We start from the raw sequence: 18,797 nt of genomic DNA, 5'->3' as shown, positions 1-18,797 counted from the left end.
CGACATAGAAAAACATTAACAGCAACCCAAAAGGCAAAGGAGCTACCAGATGACACGAACAGCATTAGTAACGGGAGGTAATCGAGGTATCGGGCTGGAAGTGGTAAAAGGATATGCTGAAAAAGGCATGAAAGTCATATTAGCATGCCGAGATGTAGAGCAGGCCAAAGCTAGTTTAGCAGGCGAGACAATGGGAGACATCCATCCAATTACACTGGATTTATCAAGCCATGCAGCGATTGATGAGAGCTGTAGTAAAGTGACAGCTATTTACGGGGACATTGATGTACTGGTTAACAACGCCGGAATATTACACCAAAAACAAGGAACAGAAGCTTCAACAGAAGAACTATCCGAATCAATGCAAATTCATTTAAATGGCCCCTACAACCTGATCAAGCAGGCGTTACCCGCAATGCTACGTAATGGTTTTGGCCGTATAATTAATGTGTCATCAGGATGGGGCTCATTTACTGAGGGAATGGAGGGCCCACTGCCCTATGCTGTCAGCAAAGCAGCTTTGAATGCGCTCACCGCAAACCTCGCTAAACAGCTAGCGGCAAGTGGTCAGAATGTCACAATCAACAGCGTATGCCCGGGTTGGGTGCATACCAGAATGGGGGGGAAAGACGCTCCGCGAACCCCCGAGCAAGGCGCAGACACAATAGTCTGGTTAGGCACGCTGGAAAGCGATTGTCCAAACGGCAAGTTTTTGCGTGATCGCCAAGAGATATCTTGGTAATGAGTATTGTCAAAACATGCCTGAGTAAAGCAACCTTTGCGTCCTTGATGGTGCTTTTTTTTGGTTTTATCAGTATTGCCCAAGAGGCTGGGTCTGCCCCCGTGCGGGGTGATAACCCCTCACAAGAACAGAGTTTGAGCTATCAAAGCAGCGTGAAAACCATATTGGATAATCGCTGTGTTGTTTGTCATGGATGCTACGACGCACCATGCCAACTGAAACTCGGCAGCTATGAGGGAATTATGCGGGGTGCTCATCACCTCCCCGTATATGATGGTGAACGCCTCACTGCAGCCACCCCAACGCGTCTTTTCGAGGATGCCTCCGATATGCAGCAATGGCGAGAACTGGGTTTTTATTCGGTGGTAGGTGAAGACAACAATTTGATGTTGGACATGCTGTTACAGAAACAGCACTCTCCACTGCCTGATACAAAAAAGCTCCCCGAATCCTTTAACCTGGATATCAATCGCCCACTGAGCTGCCCTACCCCCAAAAACTATCAGCAATATGCAAAACAAAACCCATTATGGGGCATGCCTTATGGATTACCGGCACTTAATCAGGAAGAACATCAAACCCTCTCCAAGTGGCTACTTTCTGGTATGCAAAGAGGAACTGATTTGCAATTGACTGAAGATGAACAACAAGCAGTCAAGCGCTGGGAGAAATATTTCAATAACCCGTCATTAAAAGGCCGCTTAGTTGCGCGTTACCTGTATGAACATCTTTTTCTGGCGCACCTCTACTTTACTGCGACAGCCAACGAAAAGCCCAACTTATTCTTTAAGCTCATTAGATCCAGAACACCTCCTGGTACTGAACCTGACATTATTGCGGCTCGCCGACCATTTGATGCACCGGGAACCGAAACCTTTTACTACAGAGTAGTTCCGGTGAGCGAAACCATTGTTGATAAACTTCACATGCCATTCCATTTATCCGATTCCAGGATGGAAAAATGGGACAATTGGTTTTTTGAACAGGACTATGATGTCACCTCACTGCCTGGCTACGAGCCCAAAACGGCTTCAAATCCCTTTATAACGTTTGCTCAAATTCCCACGCAGAGCCGCTACAGATTCATGTTAGACGAAGCCCAGTACAGCATTATGCAATTTATAAAAGGGGCTGTGTGTCGAGGCCAGATAGCGTTAAATGTCATCAACGATCACTTTTGGGTAGTTTTTGCAGATCCCGATTTGGTATTACCAGAATATGACGAAGCATTTATGCAGAAAGCCCGAGCAACCCTGTTATTGCCCGCCGAAGCACAAAGTAATGCACTCCCCACCAATTGGCTAGCTTACGCCAAACGCGAACGCAGCTATCTGAAATTGAAGTCTGAATATATTAAAGAACATGTTGAAAAATCATTACCTATCAATGTAAACCTTTTATGGGACGGCGATGGGGAAAACGATAACTCATCTCTCACCATTTTCCGCCATTTTGACGCTGCCAGTGTCGTCAAAGGGTTGGTGGGTGAAAACCCACAGACAGCCTGGATTATTACCTATCCGCTGTTTGAGCGGATTCATTACTTACTCGTCGCGGGGTACGATGTGTATGGCAACATGGGACATCAATTAAATAGTCGCATGTATATGGATTTTCTGCGCATGGAAGGAGAGTATAATTTTTTAGCGTTACTCCCCAAAGACGCCAGAGAGTCAGTTCGACAGCAATGGTATCGCGGCTCTGTTAGCATGGTTGAAAAATATGTATACGAAGGCAACGCGTATCAACCAGAAACCGACATTGAATTTACCAGTAAAAAGCCCTTATCGGAGCTTCATCAAATAATAAAAGCACACGTCGGCAATGCTGAAAGCCAACGGCATTTTGTCAAGGCAGCAACCTCAAATGACACCCTAAAAGCCGCCAAATTGCTCAACAATGTTAAAGGCAATGCCGCAGCGATCATGCCGCAAGCTTCTCTCATCCTGGTAACCTCAGAAAGCGAGCCATCCCAACTGTTCAGCCTGTTAAGTCATAACGCTTACAGCAATATCTCGCACCTGTTTGGCGAAATGGACAGAAGGCTACCTAATGAGGATACATTAACCTTTGCCCCCGGGGTTATGACCTCTCATCCCAATGCTCTGTTTTCTGTCCCGCAATCCGAGCTACAAAGCTTCGCAAAAAGCATAATTGAGCTTAAGAGCGAAAAAGACTACGCAAAGTTGCTGACAAACTGGGGAGTTCGCCGCACAAATCCTTATTTTTGGCAGTTTAGTGATAAGTTGCATGACAGTTATCGCAAGGATTTCCCGGTTGAATTTGGGTATTTCGATTTCAACAGGTTAGAGAATCGATAGAGCTTCAGCGAATTCATTGGTGCAGTCATGGATAATCCGTCGTGGACAATCATTCATCGGTGATTGTCCTGTAGGCTCGGCTTGAGCTACAGGGATGTAGTGAATGCCGGTTTTGTCGGGAACAAAAACCGGCCAGTCGGACAAAAGCGGTTGATCCCTGATGCATTGTCGACATCGTCTTTTTTTGCTCCCTGCAAAAAAGACATTCACGCCTTCCATGGCGCTCAATGTCGACCTACAATAGATAATCCGTCGTGGGCAATCATTCGTCGGTGATTGCCCAAAGAAAAAACCCTGATACGACATCAGGGTTTTCATTTATTGGGGAGCTGACCGATAAGCCGGGTTCTGTCGTGGACAATCATTCATCTAGGCCTGCAATTGCTCACAGGCTCAAGCAATCTACCCGGTTCCAACGCGGGTCGCGCCATAAGGAACCCTATTTGATCTTGCTCCGGATGGAGTTTACCTCGCCACACACTGTTGCCAGGTGCGCGGTGCGCTCTTACCGCACCCTTTCACCCTTACCTCATTACAGAGGCGGTCTTCTCTCTGCTGCACTTGTCGTCGGCTTACACCGCCCAGAAGTTATCTGGCATCCTACCCTGTGGAGCCCGGACTTTCCTCCCCCTGCAAAACAGGCGGCGATTGTCTGGTCAACTCGGGCGGGATTTTACAGATAAAAAGTGTTTTTACCAAGAGGTATATCAAAGCTCTTGTTTTAATTAGCGTTTCGCAAAATGCTAAAACTGCACTAAACTGGTTTTAGTAAAAACTGAAAGTGACAGCGGATGAGCAAGGGACAACAGGGAGACGCCTCCCACACCCGACAACTAAAAGATATATTAAAGCGTATTTATAGCGCTTCTCCTGTTCGTGATTCATTATTCGAAATTGCTGCTGATTTTTATGCCGAAGCACCAGAACATGAAAAACGGCTGGCTTTCGCTCAGAGCCAAATTGATGATGTCGATGATGCCATCGACATGACCTCCGATGAAGAAAAATTAAAAAAGCTTAACCTAAAAAAAGATACGCTGGAAATCGCTCACAAAGATATAGAGCGAGAGCAGGATGAAAAACGCTACGAGCGTTTAGACAAAGTGTTAAAACTAGCAAAAGATTTAATGTCTGCACTGCAAGGCAAGAACGATGAAGAGTTTAACAGCAACGTCGCTCGGGCATTAGGCACACTACAACTGCTATCTCCTACAGAAGGCAACGATGTCGCTCGCCAAAATCAGAAAACCAAGCATTTATACAAAGCTATTTTAGCAGTGAAGCTAGTACATCACCTGGTACAAAAAGAAAAAATCAACGACAAATATATCAGTAGCAAATACCAAGAAAACGTTGATTTTATGATGGATAAGGAAGATAAAGAAATAGAACAATCTCCTTATCGCAATGATGTTGAAATCCCCCTGATTATCGCTTGTCTTTGCCAGGATATCGGCCAGGTACACCCCGATGCAGACCTTATATTACGCGGAGAAGATGGCGATCAAGATGAGTTTCGGATGCTGGAAAAAGAAGACCGAAATAATCTGTTAAAAATCAACTATACCCAGTCTTTGAAGTTTGTAACTCAGGGCTTGGGCATGCAAAAATATACCGGTAACAGTAAAGAAGAAAGAGACGTTTTCCTCGATACCGAAAAGAAAAAACTGCTGTTTATTCGCAATCTGTTGAAAAGCGCAATCAATCCCGGCGATGGTATTGGCAATTTGCTCAAAGTACCGCAAGTTTATTGCTCAGTGGTGATGTCCACCAAAGCCAATTACACCTACGAATCATTACCTCGCGTTAATGCAGTAATGGAGAGAGGAGCTGAAGTTGGCGCGTACAACAAAGAGGTCTCCGATTCACTGATTGAAATCTTAGGTATATTCCCACAGGGGTTTGGCGTGGTATACATTCCCAAAGACTCAGATGGCTTTGATCTGGACAGGTACGAATATGCGGTAGTGAACTCACTCTATCCTAAACAACTGGACGTCCCTATTTGTCGGGTTGCCACTCGAGGCTTGCAGTTCAACGCATTTGCCATCAATCACGTTATCAGCAAAGCCAATAATTTGTTTTATCCGGCGACCCGCAAAAAACTGGAAAAAGTTAGTAAAACCAAACTCATCGAAATCCTCAAAGAGTTAAAATCCGACTTTAAAGAGGGTGATGATGCCGATCTGGTCCCAAGATGTTGGCACCCTCAGGATTTTTTCTCCTTTACCCGCACCCAAAATCTGTGGAACAAAGTGAATACCTTTAAGAATTAGAGCGTGTTGAACTTTGCTGTGCAATTTCGCAGCTTGCTGTGTGCAATTTATTCGCTACGTCCTTTTAGCTAACCAGCTTCGCAGGCCGGCTAACGCTGTTCTATGCTGTTCCTACAGCATTTGGTAGACAAGGCGAATGCTTGAAGGTCTAGTGGTTCTCGAAAACTGCTCCTGCGTTATTCTAATCACCTACATCCATGTAGGGATAAATCAAAAGCATTCAACACGCTCTAGTCAGATTTTAAATCCAGGGTTAGCTTGTAAAGTTCATTTTTCTTTAACTGGTAGTGCTCAGCCACCAAAGCGGCCGCTTTTTTACCCGGCATCAGTGGAGTTAAACTGGAAAGTAGCTTTACCGCTTCCGGTGGGATACCACTATCATTTTGCTCAGCCGGACCAATTAACAGTACAAACTCGCCTTTTTCTCTTTGTGGCTCTTCATCCAACCATTGCAGCGCTTGCTGTGCAGTGCCTTTAAAAAATTGCTCAAAGCTCTTGGTGAGCTCTTTCGCTACCACTATCTGACGCTCGGCTTGCAAGCAGCGCGCAATAGTGGCAAGCGTATCTCTTATCCGTCTTGGCGCCTCATAAAAAATGCTAGTTTTACGAGTATCCTGAATAGCATTCAGGGCATTTTCCTTGGCCAGTGTTTTAACCGGTAGAAATCCACAAAACTGAAACGCATCGGTTGGCAAGCCCGAGGCACACAATGCTGCCACGACTGCACAAGCGCCGGGTACAGGCGTTACAACTAATCCAGACTCCCGACAACTGTTCACTAATGGAAAACCAGGGTCGCTAATAAGTGGTGTACCAGCATCGGAAATCAAGGCAATATCCAGCCCCGTTTTTAACTGCTCTATCACCCAAGCTTTCTTCTGCGTTTCATTGTGCTCGTGCAACGCAATTAACCGGGTATTAATACCGTAGTGCTGTAACAATCGACCACTGTGACGTGTATCCTCCGCGGCAATTATATCAACCGTATTCAATACCTCTATGGCACGATGAGTAATATCACTGAGGTTACCGATAGGAGTGGCGACAATAAAAAGTTGTCCGGTTTTGGCCATAGCTGAGGTCTGATGTTGTAATGCAAGATAACGCATTTTAAACTATTAGGCAGAAAATGTGGCTAATTAATAAAGTGAGTGCTCAGGTTGTATAACAAGATTCTGCCTTTCAGCTTGTTGCTAATTTTAATCACTGGTTGCGGGAGCACCGATACATCCCCAAAAACTGTGAACAAAAAGCTGCCTGTACAAGCTCCCATTGAGGTCGGTGATACTCCACAAGACCTGTTAGCGCGTGCCCAACAAGCAGAAGATCCCACCCAAGATTTATTACAGCTAGTTACATTAGTATCAGGAAATAGCTGCCCAAAAGCATTAGAAATCGCCAAGCTGGTCACTGCAAAGTACAGCGCCACTTCATCTGACCCCGAATTGCTTCTTGTTAAAGCAACATGCTTGCTGGAGTTGCAACAATACAAAGAGGCAGAACGCTGGCTAGAGCGAATTCCTGATAACTCTGATTTCATGCAACAGAAGCACCAGTTATTAGTACAGGCCTATCAACAAACCAGGCGCTTTTGGTTAGCGGCAAACTCGCTACATTTAAGTAGTGAACCTGGCAGAGAAGTTGACTTGCAAATTTGGCAGCTGCTGCTCAATTTATCGGATGATGAAATCAGCCAACATCTCGCTGAAATCAGTGTGCTCAACCCGGTGTTACAACTTTTGCAGCGACAGCGACAACTCAGCAGAGACTTTATCCAAGCCAAACAAAACATTCTCAGCTGGCAAGCAAGATTCGCCAGCCACAGCTTTGCGCAACAATTACCTGAGCCACTGCAGAACATCATGGCGCAAACCTTGCCTCAATTTAAAAAAATCACCGTATTGCTGCCCTTGTCCGGACAATTAAAAGCGCAAGGAGAAGCCATCAAAGAAGGCATACTAGCCGCTAACTTTGCGCAGTACTACACAGATAGGCAGTTAACATTTATCGATACAGCAAACTGGCTCAATGAACTCCCTTCAACTCTAGAACTTTCAGGTACAGATCTAGTCATTGGCCCCTTAATTAAAGACAACATTGAGCAAGTTAAACCGCTTATCCCCCAAGGTATCTCAGTACTATTTTTAAATCGAGCAGATATAGATATCCCCGAAGAACAGCACTTTTTTTACTCCTTGGCGCCTGAGGATGAGGCTGTACAGTTAGCAAGCTCCCTTGCCGGACAGGGTATCAAATATCCAATGATCATCGCTGCGGATAGCGCTACCTATCAACGCATGAAAGACGCCTTTGTCAGTTCCTGGCAAGAAAAGCAGCAAACCCTACCAGTTACTTTGGAGTTCTCCGACAATAATGCAGTCCGCCGAGGTGTAAACGATAAATTGGCCCTGACCGATAGCAAAGCCAGAGTTCGCCAAATCAGTAATTTGCTGAAACCTGAATTACATAGTTTTGAGCGCAACCGTCGCGATATTGATGCCATTATTATTTTTGCCAACGCCACTCAAACTGAGCTTATCAATCCTCTCATAGAAGCCAGTACCAGCCCCTTTTCAGCAATTATTCCGGTATATGCGACTTCGCGCAGCTTCAGTCGTAACCTGAGCGAGAATGATTTACGAGACTTGCGTAACCTGAATTTCATTGAAATGCCGTGGATGTTGGATAGCCCAGCCTATTCCGGGTTGCGCAAGCGAGCTGAACAACTGTGGCCGGGACGACGGGATGCGCTGCAACGCTTGTTTGCAATGGGCTACGACGCTTTGAACATGGCGCCCTATTTACCACTTTTAGCTAACCTGAAAAATCAGTCGTGGCAGGGACTTAGCGGGCAAATAACATTAAATGCTGCACATCAGACCATTCGACGTACCAGCACTGCGCAATTCAGTGAACAGGAAATCAAAGTTATTACCAATGATTAGCGGAATGAAAGCCCGACTCAATGGAATATGGGCTGAGAAAAAGGCGCGCAGTTATCTGATTAAGCAAGGATTAACCTTTGTTTCTGCAAACTATCACTGCCGCTGGGGAGAGATAGATCTTATTTTCAAAGAACAGGAGCAATGGGTATTTGTTGAAGTAAAATCTAAACTCAATAGAAACTTTGGCGATGCTGAAGCGTCTTATACCAAATCCAAGCAACAGAAATTGCACAAAGCGATAATGTTTTGGTTAGCACAAAAGCAGATGAATGCTGAGTTAACCAGTTTCAGAATAGACTTGCTAGCCATAAATGATAAGCAAATCAGCTGGCACAAAAACGTGTATTAACAGAGAACGATATGATCGAACAAATAAAAGCTAACTTTACAGAAAGTATTCAAACCAAGATCGCCGCGGCAGAAACACTGCCGGAGGTCATTTTGACGGCCGGCGGGATTCTTGTGCAAGCACTGATGAATGGTAACAAGATACTGTGCTGTGGTAACGGTGGCTCTGCTGGCGATGCACAACACTTCTCATCTGAATTACTGAATCGTTACGAACGCGACAGGCCCAGTCTACCCGCGATGGCTTTAACTACGGATCCATCTACCATCACCTCTATCGCCAACGATTACAGCTATGATGAAGTGTTTTCTAAACAAGTCAGAGCGCTGGGACAAGCTGGAGATATTTTGCTGGCCATCTCTACCAGCGGTAATTCTCGCAATGTCATACGTGCCATGGAAGCAGCCGTTAGTAGAGATATGAAAATTATTGCGCTAACAGGTAAAGATGGTGGAGAAATGGCAGGGTTATTAGGTGCGAATGATGTTGAAATTCGAGTCCCTTCAAACCGCACAGCGAGGATTCAGGAAGTTCACCTGCTGGTTATTCACAACTTATGTGAAGTCATTGACGATAGCTTATTTCCCGCACATCACGACGAATAAGGAGTAAAATCAATGAAGCGCATAATACTGTTGCTTAGCGTAACATGGATGCTCTCTGGCTGCGCAGCCGTCATAGTTGGAGGGGCGGCAGTGAGTACTATTAGCGTTAATGAAGATCCGAGAACGATTGGAGCACAGATAGACGACACAACGATAGGGTCTAAAGTCAAAGATGCTTTATCAAACATTCCCTCTTTAAAACAAAATGCCAATATCAATGTGCATGTTTACAATGGCGCTGTACTACTTACAGGACAAGCGCAGAACGGCAACCTGAAAGCAGAAGCAGAACGGCTCACCAGCGCTATCTCAGGTGTCGCCAGGGTGCATAATCAAGTCAGAATAGCTAATAGTACTGCGATTACCACACAAGCCCATGATGTCTGGTTATCTAATAAGGTAAGGGCCAGTCTGTTAACAGAAAAAGAAGTTAACTCACTAAAGCTCGATGTTGTCGTAGAAGATTCAGAGGTTTTTTTAATGGGAATCGTTTCTGCAGCAGAAGCGCGCAAAGCAGTTGAGGTGACCCGCAATATTGGGGGCGTCAGCAAAGTATATAATATTCTGGAAATCGACGGATAATGTAAGCTCGGGATGCTCTCAGAGCATTCCAAGCATTCTGACCGTTAACCAGCACAATGCTGCACAATTGAGTACAAACAGCACTTCAAGTAATCTTACCAATCCTCTACTCAACTGCCATTTCAATCTAGCCAGTAATCCTTTTGGTTGTTCTGTGAAATGGAGATAGCGATATCCTGTCAGCGTCAAGGCAAGGGAGCTGGACCATGCAAATATAAGTATCAAGGGCAACAACCATTTATCAGAGTTCGCCTGAGCAGCAAAAATCAGCGTACAAATAGCGGCACTTGCCATCCCGGATAACAAGATAAACAGCCATCTCAACGGCATCAGTGCACGTATCCAATTCACGAAATTTCCCTGACAATAAAAAAAGGCGCGATTGCGCCTCTTTACTTAACTACTTTTAACGTGGGTCGCCCTCTGGGAGGTTTAGGCGGCTCATCATCACCGTCATGGTCATCATCACTTATCTCTCGGATTTCAGCCTTAAGTGTATCCAGGTCGTCTTCTACTTTGGGTCCCTGACTATGCTTCTCTTCTCTTGGGAACATAGTGCCTGCACCATTTTCTCTGGCATAGATAGCCAATACCGCACCGGCGGGAACAATCAAATGCCTTGGCACACCTGAAAAGCGCGCATCGAATTCAATGTCCACATCACCTATCTGTAAATTACCACAGGCTGATGGCGATACGTTTAAAACAATTTGCCCGTCTTTAACGTATTCGTTGGGCACCACAACACCGCTGAAGTTAGCATCCACAACCAAGTGCGGAGTCAGGTTGTTATCCACAATCCAATCGTAATAAGCACGAATGAGATAAGGACGATTAGATGTCATATTCACGTTAACTGACCTTATTCACCATCACAACGGATTGTGAATCTCACGTTCCTGATCAGTCAGTGAAGCTTTGAATGATTCGCGTTCGAAAACACGATTCATGTAGTTTTTAACTTCTCTGCTGCCATTGCCGTTTAATTCAATTCCCAGTGCAGGTAGACGCCATAATAACGGCGCAAGATAACAATCCACCAGACTAAACTCTTCGCTCATAAAGTAGGGCTGTTCAGCGAATAACGGGGCCAGAGCTAAAATCGACTCACGTAGCTCGTTGCGCTGAGCTTCCAGTTCTCCTTCGCCTTTCAGCAATTTGTGGGCAATGGTGTACCAGTCGTTTTCAATGCGGTGCATCATCAGGCGACTCTGACCACGTGACACAGGGTAAACCGGCATCAACGGAGGATGTGGGAAACGTTCGTCCAGGTACTCCATAATGATATGCCCTGTGTACAACACTAACTCTCTATCAATCAATGTCGGTACGGTACCGTATGGATTTAATTGCAGCAGGTCTTCGGGCAGATTATTTGGATCTGCGTAATTAATTTCGACTGCGACACCTTTTTCTGCGAGTACGATACGCACCTGGTGACTGTAAATATCTAAAGTGTCAGAAAACAACGTCATAATTGAACGTTTGTTAGTGGCAACCGCCATTCAATATCCTCCAAAAAACTCAATCCAAACTCTGACAGTATGCCTGTCAGCAAAGTGAGACGCTAACTCTCAACATTAAACACAAAAAGGGGCAGCGTTGCCCCTTTTTCATTCTACACGAATTGTTGAAAAATTAATGCACTTCTCGCCAATAATCTTTCTTCAACAGGTAAACGAAAATAAACAAGACCAGAATGAATACCAGAACCCATTTACCAATACCCGCACGTTGCAACTGAGCAGGCTCCCCGGTGTATACCAGGAAGTTAACCAAGTCTAACATGGCTTCATCGTACTCAGACGGACTAAGCTCGCCAGTTCCATCACTCTTGATACCTACGTAGCGGTCCACCATTTCACCGTCCACCATACGGCGCTCAGTGGTTTTAGATGGCGTGCCTTGTAACTCTTGCAATACGTGGGGCATACCTACGTCAGGGAAAACCAAGTTGTTAACGCCAAACGGACGACTCTCATCGACATAGAAAGTACGCAGGTAAGTATATAACCAGTCGGCGCCACGAACCCGTGCCACTAAGGTTAAATCTGGTGGTGGAGCACCAAACCACGTGGCGGCGGCGTCAGCTGGCATAGCTGATTTGATGTAATCACTCACCTTATCGCCTGTGAATTGCAAATGCTCTTCACCTAGCTCATCTGGAATACCCAAATCGGCAAAAGTGCGCTGATAACGTTGATACTGCATCTGGTGACAACCCAAGCAGTAGTTCATGAATAATTTTGCACCGTTTTGCAAAGACGCTTTGTCATGCAAATCGTAGTTTGCCTTATCCAGTGGCACGTTACTTCCACCAGCAGCAAACACCAGTGCTGGCACCAACATAACGGCTGCGATAGCCAATTTCATCGCGTTTCTCATTATTTTGTCACCCTTGTTGGCAGTGGTTTAGTCTTCTCATTTTTGCTGTATAACCACAACAAACCGAAGAAACCAAAGTACATCACAGTGGCAATCTGCGACGCTACGATTTTCCAGTTTTCCTGCGGCGTGCCACCGAGGTAACCCAAGAAAATAAATACCACAGCAAATACCAAAAGATTGTACTTATGCAGACCACAGCGATAACGCCACGAGCGCACTTTACCGCGGTCAATCCAAGGTAATAACGCCAGCATCACAATTGCAGCAAACATCAGAATAACCCCAAACAGCTTATCTGGAACCGCCTTCAAAATGGCATAGAAAGGCGTAAAGTACCACACAGGGAAAATGTGCTCAGGCGTCTTCAACGGGTTGGCGATTTCAAAATTAGGTTTCTCAAGGAAGTAACCACCCATTTCAGGGTTGAAGAACATCACATAGCTGAATGCCGCTAAGAAAATACAGAATGCCACCAAATCTTTAAGCACAATGTGCGGGAAGAATGGGATTACATCTTTAGTGTAATCGTAGCGATTTGTGTAGTACTCATGAATTTCAAAGTCAGATTTTTCGTCGTCTGATAAGGTGCCTTTGGGTTTTTTAACATCGATACCATCGGGGTTATTTGAACCCACTTCGTGCAGTGCAACAATGTGCAGGAACACCAGGATTACGATAACCAGTGGCAATGCAATAACGTGAAGAGCGAAAAAGCGGTTCAGCGTAGCACCAGAGATAACGTAATCACCCTGTAACCAAATCACTAAATCAGGACCAATAACAGGGATGGCTCCAAACAGCGAAACGATAACCTGAGCACCCCAATAAGACATTTGTCCCCAAGGTAGTACATAGCCCATGAAAGCTTCAGCCATCAGCGCCAGATAAATAAACATACCAAACAGCCATAGCAGCTCTCTTGGTTTTTGATAGGAGCCATAAATCATGCCACGGAACATGTGCATGTATACCACAACGAAGAATGCCGATGCTCCGGTGGAATGCATATATCGCAAGGTCCAGCCGTAGTCCACCTCTCTCATTATATATTCAACGGAAGCAAACGCGCCTTCAGCGGTCGGAACGTAATTCATTGTTAACCAGATGCCAGTGACAATCTGATTCACCAGTACGATAGTCGCCAGGAAACCGAACACGTACCAAAAGTTCATATTTTTGGGAGCCGGGTATTGAATCGCGTGCATGTTCGCAACGCGCATCATAGGAATTCGATATTCAATCCAGTCGAGTAAATTCTTAAACATGTTAAGCCACCTCTCCTTCTGAGCCGATATTCAACAGATTATCGTCCAGGAACTGATAGGGCGGAACCACCAGGTTCAATCCAGCGGGAACACCAGAGAATACGCGACCTGACATATCAAACTTAGAGCCGTGACATGGACAGAAAAAGCCGTCTTTAACGCCGTCTACGATTTCGTTGAATGCACCATCTTTCAAGTGCTGAGGCGAGCAACCCAAGTGAGTACAAATACCCACCAACACCAGGTATTCATCTTTTAATGAACGATGTCTGTTCTGAGCAAAACCAGGCTGTTGCGGCTGCTCAGAGTTGGCATCTTTAAGCTGTTCTTCGTGGGCCGCTAATGCTTCCAAAATTTCTGGCGTGCGACGCACGATAAACACGGGCTTAGAACGCCATTCTACCCGCATAAGTTGACCGGGTTCTAGCTTGCTGATGTCAACTTCCACGTCAGCGCCGGCTGCTTTAGCCTTGGCACTGGGGTTAAAGGAAGCGATGAAAGGGATAGCGGCTCCAGCTACACCAACACCACCTACCACACAGGTAGACACTGTCAGAAACCGGCGCCGTCCATTATCTACGGGCGAATTACTCATCCACTTTACTCCAGAGGTCGGATATAGTGTGTCAAATTTCTATTAACTGTTATTTGTAAGCAAATTATAAGCTTTTTTAATCGGACGAAATGATAAAAGAAAAACCACACACAACACAAGGAATTCATGGTTAAAACAAATAATTAGGCCCAATTAAAGTACAAACTGTCGAAGAGCTGGTTTAATACCACCACTCATTGAGTGCGTTTTGCGGTTAAAGTGTAGCAATAAAAAACAAAAAACCCGGCATGAAGCCGGGTTTTTGACAAAAAGCGAAAAAATTAACGCTTGGAGAATTGTGGACGCTTACGTGCTTTATGCAGACCCACTTTCTTACGTTCAACGCGACGAGCGTCACGAGTAACGAAGCCAGCTTTGCGCAGTGCAGGACGTAGAGTCTCGTCGAATTCCATCAATGCACGAGTAATACCGTGACGGATAGCACCCGCTTGACCACTGATACCGCCACCTTTAACAGTAACGTACAGGTCAAACTTGTCAGTCATTTCAACCAACTCAAGTGGCTGACGAACAACCATGCGAGCCGTTTCACGACCGAAGAACTCATCCAAAGGACGCTGGTTAACTACGATGTTACCAGTGCCCGCACGCAAGAAAACACGTGCAGTAGAGCTTTTACGACGTCCAGTACCATAATATTGATTTACAGCCATTATCCTATGCTCCTTAAATATCTAACACTGTAGGTTGTTGAGCTACATGATTATGCTCAGCACCAGCGTAAACTTTCAATTTACGGAACATTGCACGACCCAGAGGACCTCTAGGCAGCATGCCTTTAACCGCTTTTTCTAAAATCATTTCTGGCTTCTTAGCCTGTAACTTAGAGAAGTTAGTCTCTTTCAGGCCGCCTGGATAACCAGTGTGCGCGTAGTACATTTTGTCTTGAGCTTTGTTACCAGTTACGGTCAGCTTTTCAACGTTAACTACAACGATGTAGTCGCCAGTATCCATGTGAGGAGTATACTCTGGCTTGTGTTTACCGCGCAGACGGTGAGCAATCTCAGTTGCTAAACGTCCTAAAGTTTTGTCTGTGGCGTCTACCACGAACCACTCACGCTTAATCGTGCTTGGTGTTGCTACAAAAGTTTTCATTAATCTTTACCCAAAAAGATCGGATTCAAAAAATCTGTTATCCCAAATTGATAACAGTCGCCATAAAATTGAACGAAAAACCCCTTCGAGTTAGTTCAATTGCGACACATTCCATTGCGCCATTAACGGGCAGGGCGCGAATTATACAGATTTTATTGGTAAAAGCACGCTTAAATTTTAAGCTTTTTTGCTATCGCGGTTCGGCTTGAGCTACACGGAGGTAGTGAATGCCGATTTTGTCGGGAACAATAAATCGGCGAGCCGGACGACTGAGACCGGTTCTTCCATCGTTGTCGACATCGTCTTTTTTCGCTCCCTGCAAAAAAGACATTCACGCCTTCCATGGCGCTCAATGTCGACCTACACGTCAAGGCAGATGCTGAGTGGCCAAATAGTCATGAGATTGCATTTCTTTTAAGCGGCTTTTACAACGTTTAAATTCAAAGGATAATTGGCCTTCGGTGTAGAGCTCATCAATAGCCACTTCTGCGGAGATAATGAGTTTAACGTTACGTTCGTAAAACTCATCCACCATAGCAATAAAGCGGCGCGCGATATCATCTACTTGTTGGCTCATCTGCTTAACGTTGGCTAGCAGAACCGAATGATAGCAGCGACTGATTTCCATGTAATCGGTTTGGCTACGAGGCCCTCCACACAGTACGTCGAACTCAAACATCACTACCCCATCGGCGTTGCGAATGGCCTCCACCTGTCGCCCTGCAATATTCAACGCCGTTTCATATTCGCAGGATTCAGGCGCTAATTGGCCGAAATAACGGTGCAGGTTTTCCTCCGCAGCCTTGTCCAATGGGAAGTGATAGATTTCTGCCTGCTCCAGGGTGCGCAGACGATAGTCAACACCGCTATCAACATTAACGATTCGGGTATTCTGTTCTATCAAATCGATTGCTGGTAAAAAACGAGCTCGCTGTAAGCCATTGCGATACAGTCCCTGTGGCTCAATATTGGAAGTGGCCACTAAGACGATGCCTTGAGCGAATAGCTCTTCCATCAGAGTCCCCAAGATCATGGCATCAGTAATATCCGAGACAAAAAATTCATCAAAACAAATAATATCTGTCTCATCAGAAAATTGTTTCGCCACAATCTTTAATGGATCCGATTTCCCGGCCAGTAACTTTAGTTCACTGTGCACGCGATGCATAAAGCGGTGAAAGTGCACTCGCATTTTACGATCCCCGGGCAAGCAATCATAAAACGTATCCACAAGGTAGGTTTTACCTCGCCCTACTCCCCCCCAGAAATAGATACCTTGTGTGGTAGGCTTTTTCATGCCCTTGCCAAACACCGATTGGATTTTGACTCGCCAGGTCTTCTTTTGTTGCGGGTGGGTGAGTTCATCGTATAGACGTTGCAGTTCTTTGACAGCATTTTCCTGAGCGGGATCAAAATGAAAATCATCAGATTTGAGATCGAGTTGATACTTTTCCCAGGGAGTCATTTGCAACATATCAGAACGTTCCTACGCGTTTAGGTGACATTAATGGAGGCCGATTATATGCGCTTACAAATAAAAAATGCACACTAATGCACAATTAATATGCACTTGACAGAAGTCCGGCTTGTTGAAACCCCCTTGCAGTCGCATAATTGCAAGAGACTCTTTAAATCTGTGTTATGCTCAAAAGGGCATTTAGCGAGGTAATTGTATGGACTGGTTAATCGGAATTTTACTGTTAGTTGCGGGTATTGGTATTGGAATATTTATCGGGAAAACCCTGTTTGAAACCAAGCGCCCTAATGCTAGTGAAGAAGCGAAAGAAAAGTCAGAGAAACAACTCATGGCTGAGCAGGCTAACCTGCACATCAGCGAAACTCAAAATTCAATCAATAAAATTCAAGAGCAATGCGCGTTATTGGCAGAGCAGCTTAATCACTATCAAGTGGTTGTGGATGAAACCACCACAGATAAAGATGTGAATCAACTGGAATACTTCCATCAACAAGCCACTTTGCACTTGAAAACCCAGAAAAAAGAACCCAAAAAAGTACGGAAAACGGATTATCAGCCTTTAGATTATTCCGAAGGACAATCTGGTTTATTCGCGGGTGACGCTAAAAAACATTCTGAAACATCTTAGAGCAAGGCGTTTTTGAACTTAGGCGCATCACCACAGTCTTTATGAGAGTTAATTCATTGGAGAAAAATAAACTATGACGAAGCGCATCTGGTCCAACTGGACTCGCATCATAAGCCTAAGTTTGATGGTAGCTATAACCTCTACCAGCCATGCTGCACTGCCCTTTTTCGGAGACGAAGAAGTTCCCACGCTTGCACCCATGCTGGAAAAAACAACACCGGCCGTGGTAAGTATTTCAGTGGAAGGCACGCAAAAAATCCGTCAGCGTGTACCGGACTTGTTCCGTTATTTTTACGGCCCAAATTCGCCCAGAGAGCAGGTACAGGAAAAGCCTTTCACCGGCCTTGGCAGCGGCGTCATTATCGATGCTGAAAAAGGCTACATTGTAACCAACGCCCATGTTGTTGATAACGCAGACGAAATCACCGTACTGTTGAGCGATGGCCGAGAATTAGAAGCCAAAAAGCTCGGCGAAGACAAAGATACAGACATTGCTCTATTACAAGTCAAAGCAGATAACATTGTCGATGTTAAACTCGCCGACTCAGACGATCTCCGTGTGGGAGATTTTGTTGTTGCTATCGGCAATCCATTCGGCATCGGTCAAACCGTAACATCTGGTATCGTCAGTGCTTTAAGCCGCTCATCGGCTTTGGGTATCAATGCGCTTGAAAATTACATCCAAACTGATGCAGCTATCAACCGCGGTAACTCAGGTGGTGCGCTGGTAAACTTAAAAGGTGAACTGGTAGGCATCAATACCGCGATTGTCGCTCCCACAGGTGGTAATGTAGGTATTGGTTTTGCCATTCCCAGTAATATGATGAAAAACCTCGTAGATCAGTTAATTCAGTTTGGCGAAGTACGTCGTGGCTTATTAGGCATTACTGGTGGTAATGTTGATTCAGGTCTGGCCGAAGCTATGGAGCTAAGTGTCAGCAAAGGTGCTTATGTCAGTCAGGTATCACCCGATTCAGCAGCCGATAAAGGCGGCCTGAAAGCCGGTGACGTGATTGTTTCCTTGAACGGTCGCGCAGTTTCCAGCTTCAGTGAATTACGCGCCAAAATCGCGACGCTAGGTGCCGGTGCCGAAGTAGAAATTGGCATTATTCGCGAAGGCGAAGAAAAAACGGTTTCTGTGGTGTTGGATGATTCCAATGAATCCAATGTTGAAGCACAAGATATTCACCCCGCCTTCCAAGGCGCCACTTTTGCCGATGGCGAAACTGAAAGTGGTGAAGCCGGTGTCGAAGTAACGGAATTGGCTGCGGGCTCTTATGCAGATCGTTTAGGCCTGGAGCAAGGAGACGTCATCATCGGGATAAACCGCAATCGCATCAACAATGTAGCTGAATTGCGTCGTTACCTGACAGACTTTGACCGCGGAGTGCTGGCATTAAACGTTCGCCGTGGTGGCTCTTCACTTTATGTCGTGATCCGCTAATAAAACTTATCAGAGGGGTACATGCTACCCCTCAACTACCATCATTATTGATTCATCCTGAATC

General features: G+C 45.3%; 19 protein-coding genes and 1 other RNA gene. 9 read left to right on the top strand and 11 right to left on the bottom strand.

The window, feature by feature from the left end; genetic code table 11:
• The first annotated feature begins 49 nt into the window (after positions 1–49).
• Both AABA75_RS03830 and AABA75_RS03825 read left to right on the top strand, forming a co-directional pair.
• The gene (locus tag AABA75_RS03830; RefSeq protein WP_338291193.1) at positions 50–742 is read left to right on the top strand and encodes an SDR family NAD(P)-dependent oxidoreductase; all 693 of its coding nucleotides are present in this window, start codon (positions 50–52) and stop codon (positions 740–742) included.
• Entirely contained in the window at positions 742–3,063 is a 2,322-nt protein-coding gene (locus tag AABA75_RS03825; RefSeq protein WP_338291192.1) for a fatty acid cis/trans isomerase, read from the top strand. Before AABA75_RS03830 ends, AABA75_RS03825 begins: the two co-directional genes overlap by 1 nt.
• Positions 3,064–3,384: 321 nt before the next feature.
• On the opposite strand, the gene rnpB is transcribed toward AABA75_RS03825, so the two are convergent.
• Positions 3,385–3,727: RNase P RNA component class A (rnpB, locus tag AABA75_RS03820), an RNA gene on the bottom strand.
• A gap of 127 nt (positions 3,728–3,854) precedes the next feature.
• Between rnpB and AABA75_RS03815 the strand changes: the two genes are divergently transcribed.
• Entirely contained in the window at positions 3,855–5,339 is a 1,485-nt protein-coding gene (locus tag AABA75_RS03815) for a hypothetical protein (RefSeq protein ID WP_338291191.1), read from the top strand.
• A gap of 230 nt (positions 5,340–5,569) precedes the next feature.
• On the opposite strand, the gene rsmI is transcribed toward AABA75_RS03815, so the two are convergent.
• Positions 5,570–6,412: a 16S rRNA (cytidine(1402)-2'-O)-methyltransferase gene (gene rsmI / locus AABA75_RS03810; protein WP_338294798.1), complete on the bottom strand. Its 843-nt coding sequence runs from the start codon at positions 6,410–6,412 to the stop codon at positions 5,570–5,572.
• Positions 6,413–6,580: 168 nt separating this feature from the next.
• Between rsmI and AABA75_RS03805 the strand changes: the two genes are divergently transcribed.
• From AABA75_RS03805 to AABA75_RS03790, 4 genes are read left to right on the top strand one after another with little or no spacing between them, the layout of a single operon-like run.
• Positions 6,581–8,284 (top strand): penicillin-binding protein activator, encoded by a 1,704-nt coding sequence (locus AABA75_RS03805; protein WP_338291190.1) that lies wholly within the window; start codon positions 6,581–6,583, stop codon positions 8,282–8,284.
• Positions 8,277–8,633 (top strand): YraN family protein, encoded by a 357-nt coding sequence (locus tag AABA75_RS03800; RefSeq protein ID WP_338291189.1) that lies wholly within the window; start codon positions 8,277–8,279, stop codon positions 8,631–8,633. Before AABA75_RS03805 ends, AABA75_RS03800 begins: the two co-directional genes overlap by 8 nt.
• 11 nt (positions 8,634–8,644) lie before the next feature.
• Positions 8,645–9,238 carry a phosphoheptose isomerase gene (locus AABA75_RS03795; protein ID WP_338291188.1) on the top strand — a complete coding sequence of 198 codons (594 nt, stop codon included), beginning with the start codon at positions 8,645–8,647 and terminating at the stop codon, positions 9,236–9,238.
• A 12-nt stretch (positions 9,239–9,250) separates the two neighbouring features.
• Positions 9,251–9,820 carry a BON domain-containing protein gene (locus tag AABA75_RS03790; protein WP_338291187.1) on the top strand — a complete coding sequence of 190 codons (570 nt, stop codon included), beginning with the start codon at positions 9,251–9,253 and terminating at the stop codon, positions 9,818–9,820.
• An 18-nt stretch (positions 9,821–9,838) separates the two neighbouring features.
• Here the strand turns inward: AABA75_RS03790 and AABA75_RS03785 are convergent, their stop codons facing one another.
• The 9 genes from AABA75_RS03785 to zapE form a co-directional block, all read right to left on the bottom strand.
• On the bottom strand, positions 9,839–10,171 hold the full coding sequence (locus AABA75_RS03785; RefSeq protein WP_338291186.1) for a hypothetical protein: 333 nt from the start codon (positions 10,169–10,171) through the stop codon (positions 9,839–9,841).
• Between the two features lie 41 nt (positions 10,172–10,212).
• Entirely contained in the window at positions 10,213–10,665 is a 453-nt protein-coding gene (locus AABA75_RS03780) for a ClpXP protease specificity-enhancing factor (protein WP_338294797.1), read from the bottom strand.
• 27 nt (positions 10,666–10,692) lie between these two features.
• Positions 10,693–11,325: a stringent starvation protein SspA gene (gene sspA / locus AABA75_RS03775; RefSeq protein WP_338291185.1), complete on the bottom strand. Its 633-nt coding sequence runs from the start codon at positions 11,323–11,325 to the stop codon at positions 10,693–10,695.
• Positions 11,326–11,458: 133 nt separating this feature from the next.
• Positions 11,459–12,193 (bottom strand): cytochrome c1, encoded by a 735-nt coding sequence (locus AABA75_RS03770; protein WP_338294796.1) that lies wholly within the window; start codon positions 12,191–12,193, stop codon positions 11,459–11,461.
• 11 nt (positions 12,194–12,204) lie between these two features.
• The gene (locus AABA75_RS03765) at positions 12,205–13,473 is read right to left on the bottom strand and encodes a cytochrome b (RefSeq protein ID WP_338291184.1); all 1,269 of its coding nucleotides are present in this window, start codon (positions 13,471–13,473) and stop codon (positions 12,205–12,207) included.
• A gap of 1 nt (position 13,474) precedes the next feature.
• Positions 13,475–14,068, bottom strand: a complete 594-nt coding sequence (gene petA, locus AABA75_RS03760) for a ubiquinol-cytochrome c reductase iron-sulfur subunit (protein ID WP_338291182.1) — start codon at positions 14,066–14,068, stop codon at positions 13,475–13,477.
• A gap of 281 nt (positions 14,069–14,349) precedes the next feature.
• Positions 14,350–14,742 (bottom strand): 30S ribosomal protein S9, encoded by a 393-nt coding sequence (rpsI, locus tag AABA75_RS03755; protein ID WP_338291181.1) that lies wholly within the window; start codon positions 14,740–14,742, stop codon positions 14,350–14,352.
• Between the two features lie 13 nt (positions 14,743–14,755).
• Complete coding sequence (gene rplM, locus AABA75_RS03750) at positions 14,756–15,184, bottom strand: 50S ribosomal protein L13 (RefSeq protein ID WP_338291180.1); 429 nt, start codon at positions 15,182–15,184, stop codon at positions 14,756–14,758.
• 367 nt (positions 15,185–15,551) lie between these two features.
• Positions 15,552–16,649 (bottom strand): cell division protein ZapE, encoded by a 1,098-nt coding sequence (zapE, locus tag AABA75_RS03745; RefSeq protein WP_338294795.1) that lies wholly within the window; start codon positions 16,647–16,649, stop codon positions 15,552–15,554.
• A gap of 208 nt (positions 16,650–16,857) precedes the next feature.
• Here zapE and AABA75_RS03740 point away from each other — a divergent pair, with 208 nt between their 5' ends.
• A complete protein-coding gene (locus AABA75_RS03740) occupies positions 16,858–17,289 on the top strand; it encodes a ZapG family protein (RefSeq protein WP_338291179.1) in 432 nt (143 codons plus the stop codon).
• A gap of 73 nt (positions 17,290–17,362) precedes the next feature.
• Positions 17,363–18,733 carry a Do family serine endopeptidase gene (locus AABA75_RS03735; RefSeq protein WP_338291178.1) on the top strand — a complete coding sequence of 457 codons (1,371 nt, stop codon included), beginning with the start codon at positions 17,363–17,365 and terminating at the stop codon, positions 18,731–18,733.
• Positions 18,734–18,797: the final 64 nt, after the last annotated feature.

Source organism: Planctobacterium marinum (assembly GCF_036322805.1).
GTDB classification, from domain to species: domain Bacteria; phylum Pseudomonadota; class Gammaproteobacteria; order Enterobacterales; family Alteromonadaceae; genus Planctobacterium; species Planctobacterium marinum_A.
This window is presented reverse-complemented; position numbering and strand designations above follow the sequence as displayed.

Coding starts and splice junctions, on each gene's coding strand:
- zapE (WP_338294795.1), bottom strand. CDS start 16,649: ATGACTCCCTGGGAAAAGTATCAACTCGATCTCAAATCTGATGATTTT.
- rplM (WP_338291180.1), bottom strand. CDS start 15,184: ATGAAAACTTTTGTAGCAACACCAAGCACGATTAAGCGTGAGTGGTTC.
- AABA75_RS03735 (WP_338291178.1), top strand. CDS start 17,363: ATGACGAAGCGCATCTGGTCCAACTGGACTCGCATCATAAGCCTAAGT.
- AABA75_RS03830 (WP_338291193.1), top strand. CDS start 50: ATGACACGAACAGCATTAGTAACGGGAGGTAATCGAGGTATCGGGCTG.
- AABA75_RS03765 (WP_338291184.1), bottom strand. CDS start 13,473: ATGTTTAAGAATTTACTCGACTGGATTGAATATCGAATTCCTATGATG.
- AABA75_RS03825 (WP_338291192.1), top strand. CDS start 742: ATGAGTATTGTCAAAACATGCCTGAGTAAAGCAACCTTTGCGTCCTTG.
- AABA75_RS03740 (WP_338291179.1), top strand. CDS start 16,858: ATGGACTGGTTAATCGGAATTTTACTGTTAGTTGCGGGTATTGGTATT.
- rpsI (WP_338291181.1), bottom strand. CDS start 14,742: ATGGCTGTAAATCAATATTATGGTACTGGACGTCGTAAAAGCTCTACT.
- petA (WP_338291182.1), bottom strand. CDS start 14,068: ATGAGTAATTCGCCCGTAGATAATGGACGGCGCCGGTTTCTGACAGTG.
- AABA75_RS03780 (WP_338294797.1), bottom strand. CDS start 10,665: ATGACATCTAATCGTCCTTATCTCATTCGTGCTTATTACGATTGGATT.
- AABA75_RS03815 (WP_338291191.1), top strand. CDS start 3,855: ATGAGCAAGGGACAACAGGGAGACGCCTCCCACACCCGACAACTAAAA.
- AABA75_RS03795 (WP_338291188.1), top strand. CDS start 8,645: ATGATCGAACAAATAAAAGCTAACTTTACAGAAAGTATTCAAACCAAG.
- rsmI (WP_338294798.1), bottom strand. CDS start 6,412: ATGGCCAAAACCGGACAACTTTTTATTGTCGCCACTCCTATCGGTAAC.
- sspA (WP_338291185.1), bottom strand. CDS start 11,325: ATGGCGGTTGCCACTAACAAACGTTCAATTATGACGTTGTTTTCTGAC.
- AABA75_RS03790 (WP_338291187.1), top strand. CDS start 9,251: ATGAAGCGCATAATACTGTTGCTTAGCGTAACATGGATGCTCTCTGGC.
- AABA75_RS03770 (WP_338294796.1), bottom strand. CDS start 12,193: ATGAAATTGGCTATCGCAGCCGTTATGTTGGTGCCAGCACTGGTGTTT.
- AABA75_RS03800 (WP_338291189.1), top strand. CDS start 8,277: ATGATTAGCGGAATGAAAGCCCGACTCAATGGAATATGGGCTGAGAAA.